The sequence below is a fragment of the Psychromonas arctica genome (assembly GCF_036697365.1).
In the GTDB taxonomy this organism is placed as follows: Bacteria; Pseudomonadota; Gammaproteobacteria; order Enterobacterales; family Psychromonadaceae; genus Psychromonas; species Psychromonas arctica_A.
Map to the genome: position 1 here is coordinate 203,817 of NZ_JBAHZA010000003.1, position 21,270 is coordinate 225,086.

Annotated in this window: 19 protein-coding genes; 13 read left to right on the forward strand and 6 right to left on the reverse strand. The window is 37.8% G+C overall.

The genetic code is table 11. The features are described from left to right. Positions 1-264: 264 nt before the first annotated feature. From V5290_RS04980 to V5290_RS05025, 10 genes are all read left to right on the forward strand, one after another. Complete coding sequence (locus V5290_RS04980; protein ID WP_333382671.1) at positions 265-1,224, forward strand: MoxR family ATPase; 960 nt, start codon at positions 265-267, stop codon at positions 1,222-1,224. After that, the gene (locus V5290_RS04985; RefSeq protein WP_333382488.1) at positions 1,224-2,165 is read left to right on the forward strand and encodes a DUF58 domain-containing protein; all 942 of its coding nucleotides are present in this window, start codon (positions 1,224-1,226) and stop codon (positions 2,163-2,165) included. The genes V5290_RS04980 and V5290_RS04985 overlap by 1 nt, the downstream gene beginning before the upstream one ends. Beyond that, the gene (locus V5290_RS04990) at positions 2,149-2,664 is read left to right on the forward strand and encodes a DUF4381 domain-containing protein (RefSeq protein WP_333382489.1); all 516 of its coding nucleotides are present in this window, start codon (positions 2,149-2,151) and stop codon (positions 2,662-2,664) included. Before V5290_RS04985 ends, V5290_RS04990 begins: the two co-directional genes overlap by 17 nt. After that, entirely contained in the window at positions 2,657-3,640 is a 984-nt protein-coding gene (locus tag V5290_RS04995) for a VWA domain-containing protein (RefSeq protein ID WP_333382491.1), read from the forward strand. The genes V5290_RS04990 and V5290_RS04995 overlap by 8 nt, the downstream gene beginning before the upstream one ends. Next, positions 3,630-5,690, forward strand: coding sequence for a vWA domain-containing protein (locus V5290_RS05000; RefSeq protein WP_333382493.1), 2,061 nt, complete (start codon positions 3,630-3,632; stop codon positions 5,688-5,690). The genes V5290_RS04995 and V5290_RS05000 overlap by 11 nt, the downstream gene beginning before the upstream one ends. Beyond that, positions 5,690-7,402, forward strand: coding sequence for a BatD family protein (locus V5290_RS05005; protein ID WP_333382495.1), 1,713 nt, complete (start codon positions 5,690-5,692; stop codon positions 7,400-7,402). Before V5290_RS05000 ends, V5290_RS05005 begins: the two co-directional genes overlap by 1 nt. A 342-nt stretch (positions 7,403-7,744) precedes the next feature. Next, the gene (locus tag V5290_RS05010; protein ID WP_333382497.1) at positions 7,745-8,761 is read left to right on the forward strand and encodes an amino acid ABC transporter substrate-binding protein; all 1,017 of its coding nucleotides are present in this window, start codon (positions 7,745-7,747) and stop codon (positions 8,759-8,761) included. 63 nt (positions 8,762-8,824) lie between these two features. Further along, the gene (locus V5290_RS05015; RefSeq protein ID WP_333382499.1) at positions 8,825-10,009 is read left to right on the forward strand and encodes an amino acid ABC transporter permease; all 1,185 of its coding nucleotides are present in this window, start codon (positions 8,825-8,827) and stop codon (positions 10,007-10,009) included. 1 nt (position 10,010) lies between these two features. After that, on the forward strand, positions 10,011-11,090 hold the full coding sequence (locus V5290_RS05020) for an amino acid ABC transporter permease (protein WP_333382501.1): 1,080 nt from the start codon (positions 10,011-10,013) through the stop codon (positions 11,088-11,090). Between the two features lie 12 nt (positions 11,091-11,102). Next, a complete protein-coding gene (locus V5290_RS05025) occupies positions 11,103-11,849 on the forward strand; it encodes an amino acid ABC transporter ATP-binding protein (protein ID WP_113819072.1) in 747 nt (248 codons plus the stop codon). An 82-nt stretch (positions 11,850-11,931) separates the two neighbouring features. Here the strand turns inward: V5290_RS05025 and V5290_RS05030 are convergent, their stop codons facing one another. The 3 genes from V5290_RS05030 to V5290_RS05040 all read right to left on the reverse strand — a co-directional run bounded on the left by V5290_RS05030 (position 11,932) and on the right by V5290_RS05040 (position 13,142). Next, positions 11,932-12,435: a GNAT family N-acetyltransferase gene (locus tag V5290_RS05030; RefSeq protein ID WP_333382503.1), complete on the reverse strand. Its 504-nt coding sequence runs from the start codon at positions 12,433-12,435 to the stop codon at positions 11,932-11,934. A 47-nt stretch (positions 12,436-12,482) separates the two neighbouring features. Further along, the gene (gene nrtS, locus V5290_RS05035; protein WP_333382505.1) at positions 12,483-12,722 is read right to left on the reverse strand and encodes a nitrate/nitrite transporter NrtS; all 240 of its coding nucleotides are present in this window, start codon (positions 12,720-12,722) and stop codon (positions 12,483-12,485) included. A gap of 90 nt (positions 12,723-12,812) precedes the next feature. Further along, positions 12,813-13,142 (reverse strand): multidrug efflux SMR transporter, encoded by a 330-nt coding sequence (locus tag V5290_RS05040; RefSeq protein ID WP_333382507.1) that lies wholly within the window; start codon positions 13,140-13,142, stop codon positions 12,813-12,815. A 328-nt stretch (positions 13,143-13,470) separates the two neighbouring features. On the opposite strand from V5290_RS05040, the gene V5290_RS05045 reads away from it, so the two are divergent. Further along, entirely contained in the window at positions 13,471-13,653 is a 183-nt protein-coding gene (locus tag V5290_RS05045) for a DUF6435 family protein (protein ID WP_333382509.1), read from the forward strand. A 41-nt stretch (positions 13,654-13,694) separates the two neighbouring features. On the opposite strand, the gene V5290_RS05050 is transcribed toward V5290_RS05045, so the two are convergent. Together V5290_RS05050 and V5290_RS05055 are read right to left on the reverse strand one after the other, a co-directional pair. Then, the gene (locus V5290_RS05050) at positions 13,695-14,024 is read right to left on the reverse strand and encodes a rhodanese-like domain-containing protein (RefSeq protein WP_333382511.1); all 330 of its coding nucleotides are present in this window, start codon (positions 14,022-14,024) and stop codon (positions 13,695-13,697) included. 53 nt (positions 14,025-14,077) lie between these two features. Then, positions 14,078-15,394 carry a CinA family nicotinamide mononucleotide deamidase-related protein gene (locus tag V5290_RS05055; protein ID WP_333382512.1) on the reverse strand — a complete coding sequence of 439 codons (1,317 nt, stop codon included), beginning with the start codon at positions 15,392-15,394 and terminating at the stop codon, positions 14,078-14,080. A 232-nt stretch (positions 15,395-15,626) separates the two neighbouring features. On the opposite strand from V5290_RS05055, the gene V5290_RS05060 reads away from it, so the two are divergent. Both V5290_RS05060 and V5290_RS05065 read left to right on the forward strand, forming a co-directional pair. Continuing rightward, positions 15,627-16,808: an efflux RND transporter periplasmic adaptor subunit gene (locus V5290_RS05060; protein WP_333382514.1), complete on the forward strand. Its 1,182-nt coding sequence runs from the start codon at positions 15,627-15,629 to the stop codon at positions 16,806-16,808. Between the two features lie 9 nt (positions 16,809-16,817). Further along, the gene (locus V5290_RS05065) at positions 16,818-19,931 is read left to right on the forward strand and encodes an efflux RND transporter permease subunit (protein WP_333382516.1); all 3,114 of its coding nucleotides are present in this window, start codon (positions 16,818-16,820) and stop codon (positions 19,929-19,931) included. A 74-nt stretch (positions 19,932-20,005) separates the two neighbouring features. Here the strand turns inward: V5290_RS05065 and V5290_RS05070 are convergent, their stop codons facing one another. Beyond that, on the reverse strand, positions 20,006-21,085 hold the full coding sequence (locus V5290_RS05070; RefSeq protein WP_333382518.1) for an alkene reductase: 1,080 nt from the start codon (positions 21,083-21,085) through the stop codon (positions 20,006-20,008). Between the last annotated feature and the right edge of the window lie 185 nt (positions 21,086-21,270).

Below are 21,270 nucleotides of genomic sequence, written 5' to 3' on the forward strand. Positions count from 1 at the left end.
GTTATGCAATATGATCAATTACACTGTGTATTGCTGTTCCTTAGCAATAGCGATAAAGCGGCTTAAAATCATACTTCAATATAGCTCAAAGAAAAGCGTAAAGCTTTTATTTGAGTAAAGGTTTTTAACTAATACGATTGTTTTACTTTTATTTTACAAATATTTTCAAGTCCCTTAACACGAATTTAAAATTTTTTGAAGATTGAAGTTGTCTTAATTTGGCAGTATATTTTCCGCACCATCAATTTAAATGCAGATACCGCAATGGCAAAACAACAGTTAAATCAATTACGTGACTATTTAAACAAAATGATTTTGGGTCAGAGTGAGCTGGTTGACAGCTTATTGATCGCACTACTAGCAGATGGACATATTTTAGTTGAGAGCCCACCAGGTTTAGCAAAAACCCGAGCAATCAACGCATTATCAGACGGAATTGAAGGCGATTTTCATAGAATCCAATTTACCCCAGACCTCCTTCCTTCGGATGTTACTGGGACCGATATTTTTCGCCAAGAAACAGGCCAGTTCATTTTTGAAAAAGGCCCAATTTTTCATAACTTAATCTTGGCAGATGAAATAAACCGAGCACCCGCTAAAGTACAATCGGCGTTATTAGAAGCAATGGCTGAGCGACAAGTCACGGTAGGTAAAACCACTTACCCACTGCCGCCACTATTCTTAGTGATGGCAACACAAAACCCGTTAGAACAAGAAGGAACTTATCCGTTACCGGAAGCTCAATTAGACCGTTTCATCATGCACCTTCAATTAGATTATCCAGATGCCGATACGGAACGTCTGATCCTGCAGTTAAATCAAAAAGAAATTTTAAAAGAGAAAATTGCAGCGGTAACACCGTTACTGAATGAGCAAATTTTTGCGATGCGTGAAGAAGTGATGAAGGTCAGTATTGCGCCACATTTAGAGCAATACCTCATTGACCTGATCATGGCCACACGCCAACCAAAACGTTTCGGAGAAAAGCTAGGAGAGTGGATCAGTTACGGCGCGAGTCCTCGCGCGACGCTTGCTTTAATGCGCACAGCGAAAGCTCGCGCCTGGTTAAATGACCGAGACTACGTGGTGCCTGAAGATATTATCAGCAATTTATACCCTGTTTTACGTCATCGACTGATTTTAAGTTATGAAGCAGAAGCACAAGGGTTGAATGCAAATCAGGTTATTCAAGAAATTATCAATCAAGTGGCGATCGCAGGCTAATGAGCACACATATTCCCGCTATTTTTACTAATACGCCCTATACCACGGGCGTTGACGTTCAATTAAATGAACTTCTCAGTTATAAACAGCATGGAAAGCTATCTTTAAGTAGTAAGCAATTACAGGCGACGCGTCAGTTGTCAGGTAACTACTTAGCTAATATTAAAGGCCGCGGCATGGAGTTTGCCGAAGTTCGACATTATCAACCCGGCGATGATGTCCGATCTATTGATTGGGCAGTGACCGCCAGAACAGGAAGAGCGCACACTAAGTTATTTCAAGAAGAGAAAGAGCGACCTGTATTTTTGTTGGTTGACCTCTCAGACAGCATGATATTTGGCAGCCAATTTGTGTTCAAGTCCGTACAAGCTTGCCATTTAGCATCACTGTTAAGTTGGCAAGCCAAGCAACGAAACGATCGCTTGGGTGGCATTGTTTTTAATCAGCAAGAAGTCGCTGAATTAAAGCCAACTTCTCGTAATAAAGGGTTAATGGCATTTTTACATCAAAGCCAAATTTTATGTCAGAAGTCAGCCTTTAAAATACCACAGCAACAATCTCTCTTCTTACAATTAAAACGCCTTTCTCATTTAGTACAAACCGGTAGCCAAGTCCATTTAATCAGTGATTTTTCACAATTAGATGAAGCCTGCTATAAGCTTATTAACTTGTTAAGACGACATAATCAGGTAACTATTTGGCAAATTAGCGATCCATTAGAGTCGCACTTGCCGAAGCAGATGTTGCAAGCGAATTTAAAAATCAATTCGTTAAAAGGAAGTGGTTTTTTGCGAAATAAACGACAACAAAAATCTTACAATACAGCGGCAACTGAACGTCAGCAACAGATGCAAACCTACTTTTTAAAACATGGTATTGCACATTATCAAATTAGTGCTGCTACCTCACTATTGGAGCAATTCAATGCCAACGCCCAATAATCCTTTTGAACACATAATATTACCAACACAAGTACCATCAGCTTGGCCACCAGCACCGATTTACTGGTTAATTTTAGCAGTAGTAATCTGCGTAGTGGCAGGCGTTGTTTGGTGGCTAAAGCAACGAGAGAAAAGGCAGCAAAAGGTCAAGCAAGCTTTATCAGCACTTAAACAATTAAGGCGACAAGATTCAACTAACTTTGCAGATTTGAATCAACTGCTTAAGGGCTTAGCGCTACAGTATTATTCTAGACAAAAGGTCGCTTCATTAACCGGAGAAGCATGGTTTAGCTTTATACAGGCACACAATACGAGTAATACTCCATTATTTGGCGAACAAGCACAATTTTGTCAGCGTTTATATCAACAGCCTTCAATGTGCGATGAACAGGATTTCAAATCAGTCTCACATTGGATAAAAGGATTTCCCGCACAGGTGAAAAGGCTGCAAAAATCAACTTTAGTTGATCAACCATTAACAGGCCAACATCATGTTTGAATTTAGTTACTGGTGGGTATTCCTTTTATTACCTTTACCATTATTAGCAAGACTTTTACTGTCCCCTAAAAAACAATCTTATACACAACTATGGATCCCTTTAGCCGAGGGTTTGTCTGCACAAAAGAGTAAAAAATCTAATCCATTACTGGGTTATTTTGTACCTTGGTTGTTGTGGGCTTTATTATTAGCAGCCGTTGCTAAACCTATTTGGTTTGGTGAACCAGTTCGTATTCAGCAACAGAGTAGAGACATGATTTTGTCTTTAGATTTGTCTGGTAGTATGCAAGAAGAAGATATGCCTTTAAATGGGCGTACCGTCGACCGTTTAACCTTAGTCAAATCCATTGTAAAAGACTTTGTTAAACAACGAACTGGTGACCGTTTAGGACTTATTTTATTTGCAGACCATGCTTACCTACAAACTCCCCTCACCTTTGATGTTGATACGGTATCAACTATGGTCGATGAAACACAAATAGGTTTAGTAGGTAAACAAACGGCTATCGGTGAGTCGATAGGCATGGCGATTAAACGTTTCGTTGAAAACCAAAATGAACAGCGCGTACTTATCCTATTAACCGATGGTGCAAACACTGCTGGTTCAATTAAACCTATCGCAGCCGCTAAACAAGCCGCTAAAAACAATATTAAAATTTACACCATAGGCATTGGTGCGGATTCAATGATCAAACCTGGTTTCTTTGGAAATCAACGAGTTAATCCTTCTGCTGATCTTGATGAAGGGATGTTAAAAGAAGTGGCAACCTTGACTAACGGTCAATACTTTCGAGCACGTAGCCAAGAAGATTTACAAAAAATCTACGACACCATTAATCAATTACAACCTGTTGATGGTGAGTATTTAGAGTTTCGTCCTGAGAAGAATCTATTTTATTGGCCATTATCAATAGCCGTCTTGATTCTGCTAGTAGTGATATTGTCATTAAAAATAAGAGGTGAAGATGAACTTTAACGACACCCTAGACAGTAGCTTCGGCGCATTAGAATTCCTTCGCCCCTACTGGTTAATTGGCCTTGTTATTATTTTCGCGTTAAGTTTATGGCGTTACAAGCAAGGTAAAAACCAATCAAGTAATGTGATTGCTAACCATTTGAGTGAACATTTAGTTACCCAACCAGAAACCAAAACAAGCAATCGCTTTGCGTTGAGTTTATTAGCGGTTATTGCTTGTATTGCTTTATCTGGCCCAAGTATTCGTTCAGTAAAATTACCTGTTTATGAGATACAAAAAGCACAAGTCATTGCCTTTGATTTATCTTATTCAATGTATGCTACTGACGTTAAGCCTAATCGTTTGAATCAAGCTAAGTACAAAGCAATCGACCTATTAAAGCAATGGACAGAGGGTGATAAAGGTTTTATCGCTTATGCGGGTGATGCTTTTACTATTACACCGTTAACGAAAGATAGTAATTCGATCATCAATCATATTCCTAATCTATCGCCAGATTTAATGCCCGCGAGAGGTTCACGACCTGATTTAGCATTGGCTAAGGCAATTACTTTGCTCAAAAATGCTGGTTATCAACAAGGGCATATTGTGTTTATTAGTGATGGTATTGACCAAGAAAGCGCCGATAAGATGCAAGCGATGATTGAAGGTACTGATTTTATGGTGTCTATTCTCGCCGTTGGTACCGCTGAAGGTGCCCCTATTAAGTTACGCGATGGTAGTTTATTAAAAGATAGCAGTGAAAAAATTATTATTCCTAAATTGGATACCGATGCTATGTACGCTGTGACACAAAATAGTAACGGCTTATACAAAACCTTCGACCATACCGGTAATGATATTTTGCAGTTAGCCGCTCACTACAATAATGAACAACTTAATAAACAACAAGATGAACAAGCCAATAACAGCAATAGTGAACAGCTAATCGATGATGGGTATTGGTTAAGTTTTTTGTTAATTCCTCTATTTTTATTATTGTTTAGGAAAGGCGTTTTTTATGTTGCCCTATTGAGTTTTACCTTAAGCTTACCCTTTGCTAATACTAAAGTAGAGGCGTCAGTTTGGGAAAATAGCCAACAAAATGCTTATCAAGCGTTCAAAGCTGGTAATTACAAATCTGCAGGGGAGCAATTTGAAGATCCGAGTTGGAAAGCCTCTGCTTTATTTAAGGATAAACAATACCAACAAGCTGAAGCAATCTATAAAAACCAAAAAGAAAAAATGCCTAATGACACTAACAATCTTTATAATTTAGGTAATGCACAAGCCATGCAGCAAAAATACAAGCAAGCACTTGCTAGTTATAATGCAGCACTCGCTATAAAACCTGATTTTGCTGAAGCTTTGGCAAATAAAAAAGCCGTTGAAGATTTGTTAAAACAACAAGACCAACAGGAAAATCAACAAGATCAACAATCTTCTGATCAGCAGCAACAAAATCAACAAGACCAACAATCTTCTGATCAGCAACAAAAAAACCAACAGCAAAGTCAGCAAGACCAACAATCTTCTGATCAGCAGCAACAAAATCAACAGCAAAGTCAGCAAGAACAACAGTCTTCTGATCAGCAGCAACAAAATCAACAGCAAAGTCAGCAAGAACAACAGTCTTCTGATCAGAACCAACAGCAAAGTCAGCAAGACCAACAGTCTCCTGATCAGCAACAACAGAACCAACAGCAAAGTCAGCAAGACCAACAGTCTCCTGATCAGCAACAACAGAGCCAGCAGCAAAGTCAGCAAGAACAGCAGTATTCTGATCAGCAACAACAAGAAACAGACGAGGAACAGCAGCGTCAACAAGCACAACAAAATTCTGCAGAGGCTGAGGAGAATGAACAAACTCCTGAACAACAAGCCGCTGCTGCAAGCGCATCACAAGATCCTGAGGTTAATCAAGAATATGAAGATTTGCCGCTATGGCTGAAAAATGTGCCGGATGACCCATCACTGCTCTTAAAAAATAAAATGCAGCTTGAGTACAAAAAACGTGCTGCTAATCAACCTGTTCTAAATAACAATAATAATAACGGAGAGATCTGGTAATGCCGTTTATACAAAAATGTTTACATATCAGCCTACTATTCATTGCATTATGCATGCCTGCAGTAGCAGCAACACAAGCAACTGCTTCGATCAGCACTAATACTATTTATTTAGGAGATACTTTTTACCTAACTGTGCAAGTTGATGATACTGGCTCACAATATCAATTGGATACCAGTGTATTAAGTGATGATTTTAATGTCAGCTCACCTTCTCGTAGCCAACAAACTTCCTATATTAATGGTGACTTTACCCAACAAACTACTTGGACGGTGAGTTTACAAGCGAAGTCAGTAGGTAAACTTACTATTCCAGCACTTTCTTTAAATGGGTTAACAACTCAAGCGATTCCAATTGAAGTGAAGCAACCTGGTAAGCAGCAACAATCAACCTCCAGCGATACTATCTTTATTGAAAATACTATTAATAAAGACAGTGTTTATATTGATCAGCCAGTAATTGTAGATACTAAAATATTTGTCTCTGAAAATGTAACTAATGGTGATATTCAACCGCCTACGTTAAATGACGCAAGTATTGAACCAATCGATGTTAATCAACAACAAAATCAAGTTATTCGTAATGGATTACGTTATCGCGTTTTTCATTATCAATATAAAGTGACACCTTCAGCTGCTGGGGATGTCTCAATTACTTCCCCTTTACTCACTGGATCTGTTCGCCAAGTAACCCGTGTGAATGGTTGGCAAGATAGAGTAAAAACGACGCCTATTAATATCAGAGGTAATAATTTAACTTTAACTGTTAAGTCGATGCCTGCTGGATTTAAAGGGGATTGGTTAATTAGTGAAGATGTTAGATTAATCGAAAATAATGACCTACAAACAGAGCAACACTTTGTAGGTGAACCTATTACTCGGAGTATTAGCTTACAAGTAGCTTCTATTGCGCTTGATAAAATGCCTGAAATTGATCTTAACTACGATAAGTCTTTACGCGTTTACCCTGATCAAGATGATTTAAAACAAGGCACTATTAATGGCCTTATATATAGTCAACGCACTATCAGCCATGCAATTATCGCCAATAAAAGTGGTGAACTTGTATTGCCTGAAATAAAAGTGGCTTGGTGGAATAGCAAAACCGAAAAACAAGAATATGCAACACTACCAGCACAGACGCTAACCATTAATGCAGCACCTCAAAGTACAAGCCAAGCCAATAGTGCTAATAACATACAGGTCAACCAAAATCCTCCTGTTACGGATACTTCCAACACAGAGATTGGTAATCGACAAGCTCCTCAACAGCAAACTAAACAATTACTATACTGGCAAATCAGTACACTTGTTTTATTACTGCTATTAATAGCATTAAGCTTTTACCATATAAAAATAACTCGTCATCATACTGTTACAGCGAAAGTAGCGAAGCCCCCTAAGTCAAACGCTTCTTTTAAAACCTTATTAAAAACGTTGAAAGAAGCCAAACCAAATCAAGTTTATTTAGCACTACTACAATACGGGCAAGTTCAACAAGCTGACTTGAATAAATTACAACAGCTTGGTGAATTGTCTGAGTTAGATGGTGAAACTAAACAGAAATTATCAATTAACTTACAGCAACTTGAGTTAGCTTGCGCAGGAAAAGCGCACCATTGGGATGCACAAGAACTGATAAAATTAATAAAAGTGCACCATCAAGTAACGACGGCAAGTGATCCAAGTCAAATAACTAATCTCAATCCATAATATTTCACCTATTTATGAGCAAATTACTCTCTGAAAAATTTGCTCATAAATGGTGCATAAAACCCAAATTCAATCATAAAAACGATGGAAATATGACCTGAATCAAAAATAATGATGGGTCTATGGCTTAGGCACTAGTAAAAGTACCTGCCTAAATTATGATGAATCTCGTTAAATATATTGCTGGCATACAAATTGCTCTAATGTATTTATATGAATATTGTTCAAAATATAAAATGGCATGGAACTTGCCATAAATATTTTTATATTAATATCGTTCTAAACCACGTTATCTATATTCATAGTGATTTATCAATAATTTTAAGCCATAAGGAAAATACGATGAAAGTAACAAAACTAGCTTTATTACTTGGTCTAACAGCGGCAGTCCCTACTCTATCTCACGCAGGTACACTAGAAGACGTTATCAAAGAAGATGTACTTAAATGTGGTGTTTCTACAGGTATCCCTGGTTTCTCTGCAGCAGACTCTAACGGTGAATGGAAAGGTCTAGATGTAGATTTCTGTAAATCAGTGGCAAGTGCTGTTTTAGGCGATGCAAGTAAAGTTAAATACTTCCCATTAACAGCTAAAGAGCGTTTTACTGCATTACAAAGTGGTGAAGTTGATGTACTAGCACGTGCAACAACTTGGACAGCTACTCGTGACGCATCTCTAGGTTTAAACTTTGCAGGTGTTAACTACTACGACGGTCAAGGTTTCTTAGTAAGCAAAAGTTTAGGTGTTAGTTCAGCTAAAGAACTAGATGGTGCTACTTTCTGTATTCAAGCGGGTACGACAACAGAACTTAACTTAACAGATTACTTCAAAGCTAACGGCATGGAATACAAAGCTGTAACTTATGATACATCTGGTCAAACTATCGATGGTTTCAAAAAAGGACGTTGTGATGCTGTAACATCTGACCGTTCACAATTAGCTGGTTTACGCATTAAACTTGATGATCCAACATCAGCAATTCTATTACCAGAAACAATCTCTAAAGAACCTCTAGGTCCAGTTGTTCGTCAAGGTGACGATGCTTGGTTTAATGTTATTCGTTGGACTATGTTTGCAACAATTGAAGCTGAAGAGCTAGGTGTATCATCAACTAATGTAGATGAAATGCTAAAATCATCAGCTAACCCTGGTATCAAACGTTTACTAGGCGCGACAGGTAAAACAGGTGAAGATTTAGGCCTTAAGAACGATTGGGCTTACCAAATTGTTAAGCAAGTTGGTAACTATGAAGAGTCGTACGATTTAAACGTAGGTAAAGATTCTCCAATCCAAATTGAACGTAGTTTAAACAAACTGTGGAATGATGGTGGGATCATGTACCCAATGCCAATTCGTTAATTTTAACCAGTCTCTAGGGGAAGTTTCACTTCCCCTTTTTCCTAGCTGATTAAAAGGCACATTATGACAAACAAACAGCTCCCAGTAGACGGTAAAGGATTGTTAAACAACCCTCAGCACCGCGCAATATTCTTCCAAGTTCTCGCTTTAGCACTCGTTGTGTTCTTTGCATTTTATTTTGCAAATAACATGTTCGATAATATCGAAAGCCGTGGTATTACCACTGGTTTCTCATTTTTAGACAACACTGCCGGCTTCGGCATTAGTCAAACGCTTATCCCTTACGATGATGGTACATCTACTTTTATGGATGTATTTATTGTTGGCTTATTAAATACCATTCTTGTGTCGGTATTAGGGATTATTTTCGCTTCGATTATTGGCTTATTATTAGGTGTTGCTCGTTTATCAAGTAACTTTTTGGTTTCAAAACTTGCACTTGTATATATTGAGACATTTCGTAATATCCCAATTTTGTTACAAATTTTATTCTGGTACAACGTTGTACTTGCAGCATTACCAGGTCCACGCCAAAGTTTCGCTTATTTAGACAGCGTATTCTTAAATAACCGTGGTTTATTATTACCAGAGCCTATTTTCCAAAGTGGTAGTGGTGCAGTTATAGTTGCGTTTGTATTAGCTATTGCTGCAGTAATTTACCTAGTTCGTTGGTCTCGTAAGCGTCACGATGATACTGGTGAAGAGTTCCCAATTTTCAAAGTATCATTAGCGATCTTAATTTTAGCACCAACCATAGTTTACTTTATTGCTGGCCAACCAATTACAGCGATTTACCCTGAACTAAAAGGCTTTAACTTCAGAGGTGGTTTAACCATCATTCCAGAGTTACTAGCACTACTATTTGCACTAAGTATTTATACTGCAACTTATATTGCAGAAGCGGTACGTGCAGGTATAGAAGCCGTACCTAAAGGTCAAAAAGAAGCAGCTAAATCATTAGGTCTTAAAGACTATGTGATTTTAACTAAAGTTGTTTTACCACAAGCGTTACGCGTCATTATCCCACCTGTTATTAATCAGTTTTTAAATTTAACTAAAAACTCATCTTTAGCAACGGCGATTGGTTACCCTGAACTAGTAACATTATTCTCAGGCACAACCTTAAACCAAGTAGGTCAAGCAATTGAGATTATTCTTATGACTATGGCTGTTTATCTCACCATCAGTATTCTTATCTCACTGTTGTTGAATTGGGTTAATGCCAAAATGGCTATAAAAGGACGTTAAGATGGCAACTTATACAATGAAAGAAGCCAAACCGGCTCCAACGACTAATAAAGGCGTTGTTTTTTGGTTAAGAGAAAATCTTTTTCCAGATGTAAAAAATACACTATTAACCCTTGCAGGTTTATACCTTCTTTACACAATTATTCCTCCATTATTGGACTGGATGATCTTTGATGCAACATGGACCGGCTCAAAAGATGAAGTAGTGAACAGCGGCGCTCGTTGGATATTTATTGTCGAAAAATTCGACCAATTTATGTATGGCTTTTACCCTGAAGCATTACATTGGCGCCCTAACCTAGTAGGTATTTTAAGCCTTATACTTATTTTTGGTTTTAAATATATAGGTAGTATTAAACTTAAAATTGCCACTATCATTCTTTTCCCAATTATCTGCTTTATATTAATTAGTGGTGGATGGTTTGGTTTAGAAGTGGTTGAGACTGAAAAATGGGGAGGCTTAATGCTAACCATTTTAGTTGCGGCAGTAGGCATTGTAGCTTCATTCCCAATTGGTGTTGTATTAGCATTAGGTCGTCAATCTGATATGCCTATTCTAAGAACACTGTGTATTGGTTTTATTGAATTTGTACGTGGTGTACCACTTATTACAATACTGTTCATGGCTTCGGTTTTATTACCGTTATTTTTCCATGATGGCATTGAGTTTAATAAGCTATTACGTGCACTGATTGGTATTACTCTATTCCAAGCAGCATATATTGCTGAGGTAATTCGAGGTGGCTTACAAGCGATACCTAAAGGTCAATATGAAGCAAGTGAAGCATTAGGCTTAACTTACTGGCAAGGTATGATTTTAATCATTCTTCCACAGGCTTTAAAAATCTCAATCCCTAATCTAGTGGGTTCGTTTATCTCTCTATTCAAAGATACAACACTAGTTTTAATTATCGGTTTATTCGACATTTTAGCGATGGTGACACTGACTAACAGTGATACTAATTGGCTAGGCTACGAAGTAGAAGGTTACGTATTCGTAACACTTATTTACTGGGTATGCTGTTTTTCAATGTCACAATACTCAAAATCGATTGAACGCAAATTTAACACCGAGCATTAAAAAGGAAACGTCATGTCTGACCAAGAAGTTATGATTACAATGAAGGACGTCAATAAGTGGTATGGTGATTTCCATGTACTAAAAGATGTAAACTTAAACATTAAAAAAGGTGAAAAAGTGGTTATCTGTGGCCCATCAGGTTCAGGTAAATCAACAACTATTCGTTGTTTAAACCACCTTGAAAAGTTTCAAGAAGGTAGCATCAACATCAATGGTACTGAGCTAATCGAAGATGTGAAAGTAGTTCGCCATATTCGTTCTCAAGTGGGAATGGTGTTCCAGCACTTTAACCTTTTCCCGCATTTATCAGTGTTAGAAAACCTGTTAATTGCACCGACTTGGGTACATAAGAAACCACGTAAAGAAGCAATTGAAACCGCTATGTATTATTTAGAGCGTGTTAAAATTGCTGAGCAAGCACATAAATACCCTAACCAGCTTTCTGGTGGTCAACAGCAACGCGTAGCGATTGCACGTTGTTTATGTATTAACCCTGAAATCATGTTATTTGACGAACCTACGTCTGCACTGGATCCAGAAATGGTATCAGAAGTACTTGATGTAATGGTTGAGCTAGCTGACGAAGGTATTACCATGATCTGTGTAACACATGAAATGGGCTTTGCTAAGAAAGTAGCTGACCGAGTAGTGTTCATGGATGCTGGTCAGGTCATTGAAGAAAATGAGCCAAATGAATTCTTTGATAACCCACAATCAGATCGTCTGAAACTATTCCTAGAGCAGATTTTATCTCACTAGAGAATTAATCAGTATTTACAAATACAAAGGGCTAATGATTAGCCCTTTTTTTATGCCTGTAAATAATCACATTAGGATTAGATTATTTAGGATTTATTTGTTGAATCACTTTTTTATGAAAGGTCTGATCAGAATAAAACTGAGTGACTAAATAACGTGTCTCGATACCTGCGCGTTGAATTAATGGCACCGCCCTTTCAGTAGCCACAATATAGCTATTAACGTCTTGATGACGTGCTAGTAACGGTACAATGAGTTCTTTGTAGATCTGTTTAGCTAATAAGCTGGCATAACCTTTATTACGATGCTCGGGCAGTGTAACAAAATGCAGAACACCAAGATCTCGATACACTTCACCTTCGAATATCTTCACTTTATCATCACAAGCTTCATAGTTTTCCAATAAGCTATACGCTACTAATTGTTCATTAACATATAACTTAAGCACTTCTGCTTGTGTACCATGACGTAATTCACCGTGCTCTACTAACCAGGAGAACAGATACCACATTTTCATATTAATTTGCCCAAGCGCTAACAGCTCTTGAGCGCACTTTTTTGCATTACCCAATTCAAAACGTTGCATAGTTATTGTTCACTGCCACTTATGTTTACTCAAAAATCAGTTAAGCTTTACTCGCCCTTACCACTTTGTTGAATCGCTTTCACAGCCGAATAAGTAGAGACACAATAAGGGATACAATAGGTGAGAATAATCTGAAATACGCGCTCTCCATTTAACCCCATTTCTAAAATAGCATTAGCATGATTAATCAAAACCAATAATGTACCAACGATTAACGCGACTTTTAACGCGGGTAAAATTATTTTACGGCTGCCAGCAAGTTCAAAAAAACTAGGCGATGTTTTCATATAAATGATTTTCCTAAAATTTGGGGTGACTAAAACTAAGCAAAGTAGCACTAATCTATAATGCTGAGTGAGACCCATTTGGTCTCTACTTTAATGACCGGTATTATTAGAAAAAACATTCAAAATAATAACGCCTATAATAATAAACAGCATACCTATTATAGTAGCAATATCGGGAATCTGTTTATAAACAACTGCGCCAACTGCAGCCACCAACACGATACCCATGCCTGCCCAAATAGCATAAGCAATTCCAATAGGGACCGTTTTTAATACTAACGACAGGAAATAGAAGGCAACAACATAAGCAGCAATACAAATTCCACCGTAAATCCAATGATTAAAACCATCCGATGCTTTTAATGCTAGCGTACCTATCACTTCCGAAATGATCGCAATTGTTAAATACCAATACCCCATTTTACTCCAATATAGTGTAATACAGACGATAAAAAGAAGACAAAAATTGGATTAACCCAGCCATTCTGGAGGCTGTTAATCCTGATTTAATACTATTCACGAAGTCTATTTTTAAATTTTTAATTAAGATTTAAGGGACTAGTGAGCTAAGTATAACAATACTTTTACTCAATGGGGCTTTGTTATAATGACGCGAGCCCATTTAGCTCTGCTATTTAACAACACTAACAAGAAACCAATTGTATTGAATATATAGACATAAAGAAAATGAACTTAAAAAGTAATAGAAACGTATAAGTAAACATAAGATAAAGCAAAGGAATAAACTATGTTTTCTATATTCAAAAAAGATCCACTAAAGAAGCTCAATAAACAACTTTCAGCTAAGTTAGAGGAAGCAATGCATGCTCAGAGAAACGGTGATATTAAAACCTACTCACAGTTGAGTTATGAAGCTCAAGAGATAGATAAGCAAATCGTAGAGCTTGAGAAAGGATTGAAAGTACAATAAAGGTTAATACTAATTATTGTTCATTGTGAGGTGTTAAATAATTAATTTAACCCTCTTTTTTGTTTTGCTTCTTCAATACTTCCTTCATTAGTAACAAATTCATACCCCTCTCGTTTTAAGGCAGACAAAGCTATATCCGATCTCCCTCCAGTTTTATCATAGAGATGAATCTCAGTACTTTTATCAGGGTATAACTTTGTCACTTCTCTGACGATGTTGGAGTGGGAAATTCGGATATCACCGGGAATATTGTTGCGTAAATTTTCAGATAATGTGCGGACATCAATCCATACAGGATCAGCAAAAGAAAATGTACTTATAGTCGAGAGGACAACCAATAAGCCCCCGCAAAGAACTCGTATTTTTTTCATAACTCTCCTGACTCTGTTTATGCTGACGTAATGTTTAATATGATAGAAAAATATTAAGCAAGTAGCTCTGATATTGGGTACACCGCAGAATTAATGCGAGTAATATAGTGATATTCAGCAATAGGTGGAATACCAATAATAGCACGTCGCAACATATCAAGTGCAATGGCTACACTTATATCTCTGATATAAGTACGACTACGTTGTGAAGAAAGACCAATGGTTTGACAATAAACCTGGTTATGCGCTTTAACAGCCACGACTACCGTGCCAACTGGTTTTTCCTCAGTACCACCACTTGGTCCTGCAATACCTGTTGTCGCTACTGCAAAGTCCGTTGTTCTGATGAGAGTATTAACACTAGCCACGCCGGCCGCCATTTGTGCTGCACATAGCAATGAAACTTCAGTTTCCTGCTCAATACACTCTTCTGTCACTTTTAATAATGACATTTTGGCTTCATTACAATAACTAATAACACCTTGCTGTAAATAATGAGAACTACCAGCAAAGGCAACTAATTGATTACATATATCCCCACCTGTTAATGACTCTGCAATTGCCAAAGTACTCTCTTCATTCAAGAGTAATTGATGAACTTCTGCTGCAAGTGTGTTTTGATTACGTGCTACTACGGTATCACCTAGCGCAGCGATAGCTTGATCAATAGCCTTCACTTGTTGCGCTTGTGGCACATCACGAGCAATTAATTTTAATTCTAAATAAGGCATATAGGCTCTATAACCAAGTGTTATGCCCGCAGGCCATGACAGTTTTTCTAATCGCTCTGCCATAGTCGATTCACCAATTCCAATACTCAACAATTTAGTAACTTCCACTTTACTTTGCAGCCCTGCTTGCGCTTTTACAAAAGGAAGAAATTGCTCTGATACCATTTTTTTATATTCATGTGGCACACCAGGTGTAAAAAACAACCAAGCACGATTAAGCTTTACTCGAAACCCACAAGCACTGCCAACAGGATTATCAACCAATACAGCCCCTTCGGGTAACATAGCTTGTTTCAGGTTGCTTGCTGTTAAGGTGATACCACGCTCAGCCCCCCAAATACTCAATTGTTCTAACCATTGTTGGTTTTCAACTAATGGTACTCCCATAGCATCGGCCATCGCTTGTGCAGAAAGGTCATCTGCCGTCGGGCCTAATCCACCATTTACTAAAATAATATCGGCTTGCAAGCTACGCTCTTGAAATACTTCTACTAAATCTTTAAGGCGATCGCCAACGGTGGTACGACGGTGCATTTCAAAACCATGATTCATCAATTGATTGCCTAACCACGCAGCATTAGTATCAACTATTTGACCCGCTAACACTTCTTCGCCTGTACATATCATTTCTAGTTTCATTGATGCCTCTTCGCATTTTATTAATAGTTGATTATCGTTAATTAAGGGTACTACAAATACATTATATTAATCACAGAGTTAATAAGCTTTTTTATTAATTTTTTTGTCACACATACCAATGACTATATTCGCATAACTTGTTTTTATCTACGGTCCATCATCTTAACTCTGCCTTAACTCCTTTTGTGGCATATTTATAATCTATCGTTTTATTTTATACCGAGGTCGACCTATGATTTTTGCTAACGCAATGAAATACCCTTTACTGTTGAGTCTTTCCTTAAGCCTTTTGGGCTGCGGGGATCAATTATCATCAAATCAAAAAGCCGCAGCAGAAATTCATGTTGATACGTTAACCATCGATTATATTACTTTACGTTTAAGTAATGAATTGCCAGGACGAGTGACTGCTTTCAAAGAAGCAGAAGTAAGACCACAAATTACCGGTATTGTGAAAAGCCGATTATATGAAGAAGGCAGCTATGTAGAAGAAGGTGATACTTTATTCGAAATAGACCCGACTACCTACCTATCAACAGTTAATAGTGCTAAAGCAGAACTAAAAAAAGCGCAAAGTTCTGAGCGTAATGCGAAAAAAGAGATGGTACGTTATTCAGAATTATTGAAAAAGAAACTAAGTAGTCAACAACTTTACGATCAAGCAGAAGCAACTTACTTAGAAGCTAAAGCACAAACAGCAATCAGCCAAGCTGCATTAGATTACGCTAATATCGAACTATCTTACACAAAGATTAAAGCGCCTATTTCGGGTCAAGCCGGCTTCTCAAATGTATCAGAGGGTTCTTTATTAACCTCAGGGCAAACCAATTACCTTACTAGCATCATTCAAACAGACAATGTATATGTAGATATGCAACAGTCTGCTGTGAACCTATATAAATTAAAACGACAATTTAAGGATGCTATGACAGAAAAACCTGTGGTTCCTGTAACGTTAACTTTAGAAGATGGCACCACTTACGAGCAACAAGGTAAATTAGGCTTTGTAGATACACAAGTAGAAGGTTCAACTGGTACAGTAACGTTAAGAGCTGTATTCCCAAATCCAGATGGTGAGTTATTAGCTGGTATGTATGTTCGAGCTCATATTGCTTACCCTGAAGCGCGAGAGTACTTAATTGTACCGCAAAATGCAGTGGTAAGAAGTCAATCAGGCGAGCCTTCTGTATATGTCGTCAATGATGACAATTTAACCGAGAGAAAAAGCTTAGTACTGAGCAATGAAGTTGGTAGTAACTGGGTTGTTGAAAAAGGTTTGGAAGCAGGTGATCGTATCATCACTAGTAACTTGACTAAAATAAAAAGTAAACAAACTGTTATCGTTGATAACGATATAACGACTAAAGAAGCTTCTGCAACAAACACCACACCAACAACAGATACTGCGGAATAGGAACTAGAAATGTCTAAATTTTTTATTCATAGACCCATTTTTGCATGGGCGATGACCATAGTAGTATTAATCGCAGGTATCGCTTCAATTTTTAATTTACCTATCGCGCAATACCCTACTATTGCACCACCCTCGGTAGAAATTAAAGCGACCTACACCGGTGCATCAGCTAAAACCATTGAAGATAGTGTTACTCAAGTTATTGAGCAGAGTATGACCGGTATAGACAATTTACTGTACATGTCATCAACCAGTGACTCATCTGGTAGCGCATCAATTAAATTAACCTTTAGTGCTGAAACGGACCCGGACATTGCTCAAGTACAAGTACAAAATAGTCTTCAACAAGCAAGTAGCCGTTTACCAACTGCAGTACAAAATGCTGGTACAACAGTAACTAAAAGCACGTCTGGATTTATGTCTGTAACCGCGCTTTATTCTCCTGATGGTTCAATGAATGCTGGCGATATTCAAGATTATGCAAATTCAAGCATCAAAGATATTATGAGCCGTGTAAATGGTGTAGGTAGTGTGACCATTTTTGGTCCTTCTTATGCCATGCGTATTTGGCTAGATCCAGCGAAGTTATATAGCTACAACTTAACACCAGTTGATGTATCAGATGCTGTATCAGTGCAAAATAGCCAAGTCACTGTTGGTCAAATTGGTGGAACCCCCTCTACCGACTCACAAATGATTAATGCCACTATTACTGCACAGAGTTTACTAACATCAGTTGATGAATTTAAAGAGATTTTATTAAAGGTAAATGAAGATGGGTCTAAAGTTCGTTTAAAAGATGTAGCCAGAGTTGAACTAGGCAGTAAAAGCTCAAGTGTTATTCCAGTATTCAACGGTTATGCAACCTCTGGTATTGCTATCACACTTGCATCAGGTGCAAACTCGCTTGATACACAAAATGCCGTAGATGAAAAATTAACGGAATTATCTAAATCATTCCCAGAAGGACTGGCGCTCCAAAAAGCCACAGATAACAATAAGTTTATTCGTCTATCTATTGAAGAAGTAGTAAAAACACTAGGCGAAGCTATCATCTTAGTTTTTCTTGTTATTCTTCTGTTTTTACAAAACTTTCGTGCCACTTTAATTCCAACGATTGCTGTACCTGTCGTATTACTAGGTACCATTACTATCATGTCTTTATTAGGCTTCTCCATTAATACTCTTACTATGTTTGGAATGGTACTTGCGATCGGTCTGTTAGTAGATGATGCGATCGTGGTAGTAGAGAATGTTGAACGTATTATGCATGAAGATAAATTATCTCCATTAGAAGCGACGAAAAAGTCGATGGGACAGATCACCAGTGCCTTAATTGGAATTACCATGGTATTAACCGTCGTATTTATCCCGATGGCATTTATGTCAGGATCAACAGGGGTTATCTATAAGCAGTTCTCAATCACTATTGTAACCGCTATGGTCTTATCAGTGATCGTTGCGTTGACCCTAACTCCGGTGCTTTGTTCTACATTATTAAAACCAGTAAATAAAGATAAGCAATCAAAAATCTTTACCTACTTTAACCTAGGCTTTGATCGTTTATTGAAAAGTTATCACGCTTCAATTGGCCGAGTATTAGTTCGACCTGCACGATTTGTCATTATTTATGTCGTGCTATTTGCAGGCGCAGGTTATTTATTTAACACCATTCCAAGTTCATTTTTACCAAGTGAAGACCAAGGTAACTTTAGTGTTATGGTGCAACTGCCAACAGGTGCGACTATTAATCAAACAGCAGAAGTAATGAAAGACGTTAAAGATTACTTCCAAGAAAATGAAGCAGATACTATCAACACTATCTTTACAGTTTCTGGTTTTAACTTTTCTGGCTCAGGCCAAAATGCAGGGATGGCACTTGTTGGTTTAAAAGACTGGTCTGAAAGAACGACAGATGAAACCAATGTTAATGCAATTATTGGACGCAGCATGGCATATTTTTCAACCTATAAAAAAGCGTCAATTTTTGCTTTTAATGCCCCCGCTATTCGCGAATTAGGCACATCGACAGGCTTTGATTTCTTCCTTGAAGATATTGGTAATGTCGGCCACACCAAATTAGTAGAGTTACGTAATCAACTATTAGACAAAATGGCTCAAAGTCCTGTGTTACAAAAAACGCGAGCAAATGGTTTAGAAGATAATGCACAGTTCTACTTAGATATCGACTATGAAAAGGCTAAGGTTTATGGGCTGAGTATCAGTGATATTAATAATACATTGTCTATCGCATGGGGCTCATCATATGTAAACGACTTTATTGATAAAGGGCGCTCTAAAACAGTATATATTCAAGCAGATGCCCCTTATCGAATGAGTCCAGAAGATTTAGATCATTGGTATGTACGTAATAGCCAAGATCAAATGGTCCCCTTCTCTGCTTTTACTTCATCACACTGGGGGGTAGGTTCTCCACAGTTAGCGAGATATAATGGTAACTCAGCATTAGAAATTTTAGGTGAGGCTGCAACTGGTTACAGTACAGGCGATGCCATGGCAGAAGTTAATAAGTTAGCAGCTGAAGTATCTAGCGATGTACAGGTAAGCTGGACAGGTACTTCATACCAAGAGATTCAAGCTGGTAATCAAGCTCCTATCCTCTATGCTATTTCTTTATTGATGGTTTTCCTTTGCTTAGCTGCTTTATATGAAAGTTGGAGTATTCCACTAGCTATTATGTTAGTCGTACCATTAGGGGTATTAGGTGCATTAACAGCAATTCTACTGCGTGGCTTTGAAAATGATGTTTACTTTCAAGTTGGCCTGTTAACAACAATTGGTTTAACCGCTAAAAATGCCATTTTGATTGTTGAGTTTGCTAAGGAACAATACGATAAAGGCGTTGATTTAGTAACAGCTACAATACATGCCTGTGAAATGCGTTTACGTCCAATTATTATGACTTCACTTGCCTTTGTTTTAGGTGTATTACCTTTGGTTATAAGTACTGGAGCAGGTGCAAACGCTCGAAATGCACTTGGTACGTCAGTAATGGGTGGAATGATTGCAGCTACTTGCTTGGTTATGTACTTCGCGCCATTATTCTTTGTAATGATTGTAAAAATCTTTAAAACCGAGCCTAAGCCGGAAGCAACAGAATAAACAATTAAACAGCACTATTAAAAAGAGCGGCATAAGCCGCTCTTTTTATTAATGATTAAAACCTAATGTTCAGTTTATGATGCATCCATGAATGGATAATCAGTATAGCCTTCAGCGCCTGGTGTATAAAAGGTGTTTTGATCAGGAGTATTTAGTTCTGCGCCTTGTTTAATACGTTCTACAAAATCTGGGTTAGCAAGGATACTTGTTCCAAATGCAATACTGTCTGCTTGGTTGTTTTTAGTTACTTCAATCGCTTCCTCTGCACTATATCCCATATTAACCATCAAATGACCTTGGTATGCTTCTCTAGCTACTGAAATAACATCAGCTTTTTGTAGACCGAAAAAGTCTGCTCGCATTACGTGTAAATAAGCTAATTGATATTGATTAAGAGTCGTCGCAAGATAAGTTAGCCAAGCAACAGGATCGCTATCTTTCATACTATTGAAGCTATTTAAAGGTGACAAACGAACACCTACTCGACCGTTTCCTATCACTTCAGAAACGGCTTCGATTACTTCTCTTAGGAATCGAGAACGATTTTCAAAAGAACCACCATATTGGTCAGTTCGCTTATTAGCACTATCACGCAAAAACTGATCAATTAAATAACCATTTGCGGCATGAATTTCTACGCCATCAAAACCTGCTTCTTGTGCATTAATCGCAGCTTGACGGAAATCAGCAACAATTGCCTTAATCTCTTCAACCGTTAACTCACGTGGTACAGTATATGGCTTTTTCCCTTCAGGGGTATGTGTTTCGTCTTCAATAGCAATCGCACTAGGAGCAATAGCTTCTTTACCGCCATTAAGTAACGGGTGTGCAGCTCGTCCTCCATGCCAAATTTGCATAAAGATACGACCTCCGGCCTTATGTACTGCTTTTGTCGTTAACTTCCAGCCTTCGATTTGCTGTTGTGAATAAATACCTGGATCATCTCCAAATGAAGATGTCCCTTCACTGACCATAGTACATTCCGTAATAAGCAAACCAGTACTTGCACGTTGGGCATAATATTCGGCCATTAGTGCATTTGGTTGGTGATTAGGAGCACGAGTACGCGTTAATGGTGCCATTACAATACGATTCGCTAATTCAACATCACCCACAGAGACAGCTTGAAACAATTTATTTTCAGCTAAAGTCATCAATAACCCCTAATTTTAACAATAAACAACGCCAATTGACGCTGCTTCAATAAGTTTGAATGGTTATGATAAGGTCATCCACAACTAACAACAATATTAATAAATGAAATTGACTGTTGCCTATATAGCAACAATGCCTTGTCAATAATCTATTTAACCTTCCCTTCCCTGAGATTCAAACATAA

Coding starts and splice junctions, on each gene's coding strand:
- V5290_RS05020 (WP_333382501.1), top strand. CDS start 10,011: ATGGCAACTTATACAATGAAAGAAGCCAAACCGGCTCCAACGACTAAT.
- V5290_RS05025 (WP_113819072.1), top strand. CDS start 11,103: ATGTCTGACCAAGAAGTTATGATTACAATGAAGGACGTCAATAAGTGG.
- V5290_RS05030 (WP_333382503.1), bottom strand. CDS start 12,435: ATGCAACGTTTTGAATTGGGTAATGCAAAAAAGTGCGCTCAAGAGCTG.
- V5290_RS04980 (WP_333382671.1), top strand. CDS start 265: ATGGCAAAACAACAGTTAAATCAATTACGTGACTATTTAAACAAAATG.
- V5290_RS05015 (WP_333382499.1), top strand. CDS start 8,825: ATGACAAACAAACAGCTCCCAGTAGACGGTAAAGGATTGTTAAACAAC.
- V5290_RS05065 (WP_333382516.1), top strand. CDS start 16,818: ATGTCTAAATTTTTTATTCATAGACCCATTTTTGCATGGGCGATGACC.
- V5290_RS05055 (WP_333382512.1), bottom strand. CDS start 15,394: ATGAAACTAGAAATGATATGTACAGGCGAAGAAGTGTTAGCGGGTCAA.
- V5290_RS05060 (WP_333382514.1), top strand. CDS start 15,627: ATGATTTTTGCTAACGCAATGAAATACCCTTTACTGTTGAGTCTTTCC.
- V5290_RS05045 (WP_333382509.1), top strand. CDS start 13,471: ATGTTTTCTATATTCAAAAAAGATCCACTAAAGAAGCTCAATAAACAA.
- nrtS (WP_333382505.1), bottom strand. CDS start 12,722: ATGAAAACATCGCCTAGTTTTTTTGAACTTGCTGGCAGCCGTAAAATA.
- V5290_RS05000 (WP_333382493.1), top strand. CDS start 3,630: ATGAACTTTAACGACACCCTAGACAGTAGCTTCGGCGCATTAGAATTC.
- V5290_RS04995 (WP_333382491.1), top strand. CDS start 2,657: ATGTTTGAATTTAGTTACTGGTGGGTATTCCTTTTATTACCTTTACCA.
- V5290_RS04990 (WP_333382489.1), top strand. CDS start 2,149: ATGCCAACGCCCAATAATCCTTTTGAACACATAATATTACCAACACAA.
- V5290_RS05070 (WP_333382518.1), bottom strand. CDS start 21,085: ATGACTTTAGCTGAAAATAAATTGTTTCAAGCTGTCTCTGTGGGTGAT.
- V5290_RS05010 (WP_333382497.1), top strand. CDS start 7,745: ATGAAAGTAACAAAACTAGCTTTATTACTTGGTCTAACAGCGGCAGTC.
- V5290_RS04985 (WP_333382488.1), top strand. CDS start 1,224: ATGAGCACACATATTCCCGCTATTTTTACTAATACGCCCTATACCACG.
- V5290_RS05050 (WP_333382511.1), bottom strand. CDS start 14,024: ATGAAAAAAATACGAGTTCTTTGCGGGGGCTTATTGGTTGTCCTCTCG.
- V5290_RS05005 (WP_333382495.1), top strand. CDS start 5,690: ATGCCGTTTATACAAAAATGTTTACATATCAGCCTACTATTCATTGCA.
- V5290_RS05040 (WP_333382507.1), bottom strand. CDS start 13,142: ATGGGGTATTGGTATTTAACAATTGCGATCATTTCGGAAGTGATAGGT.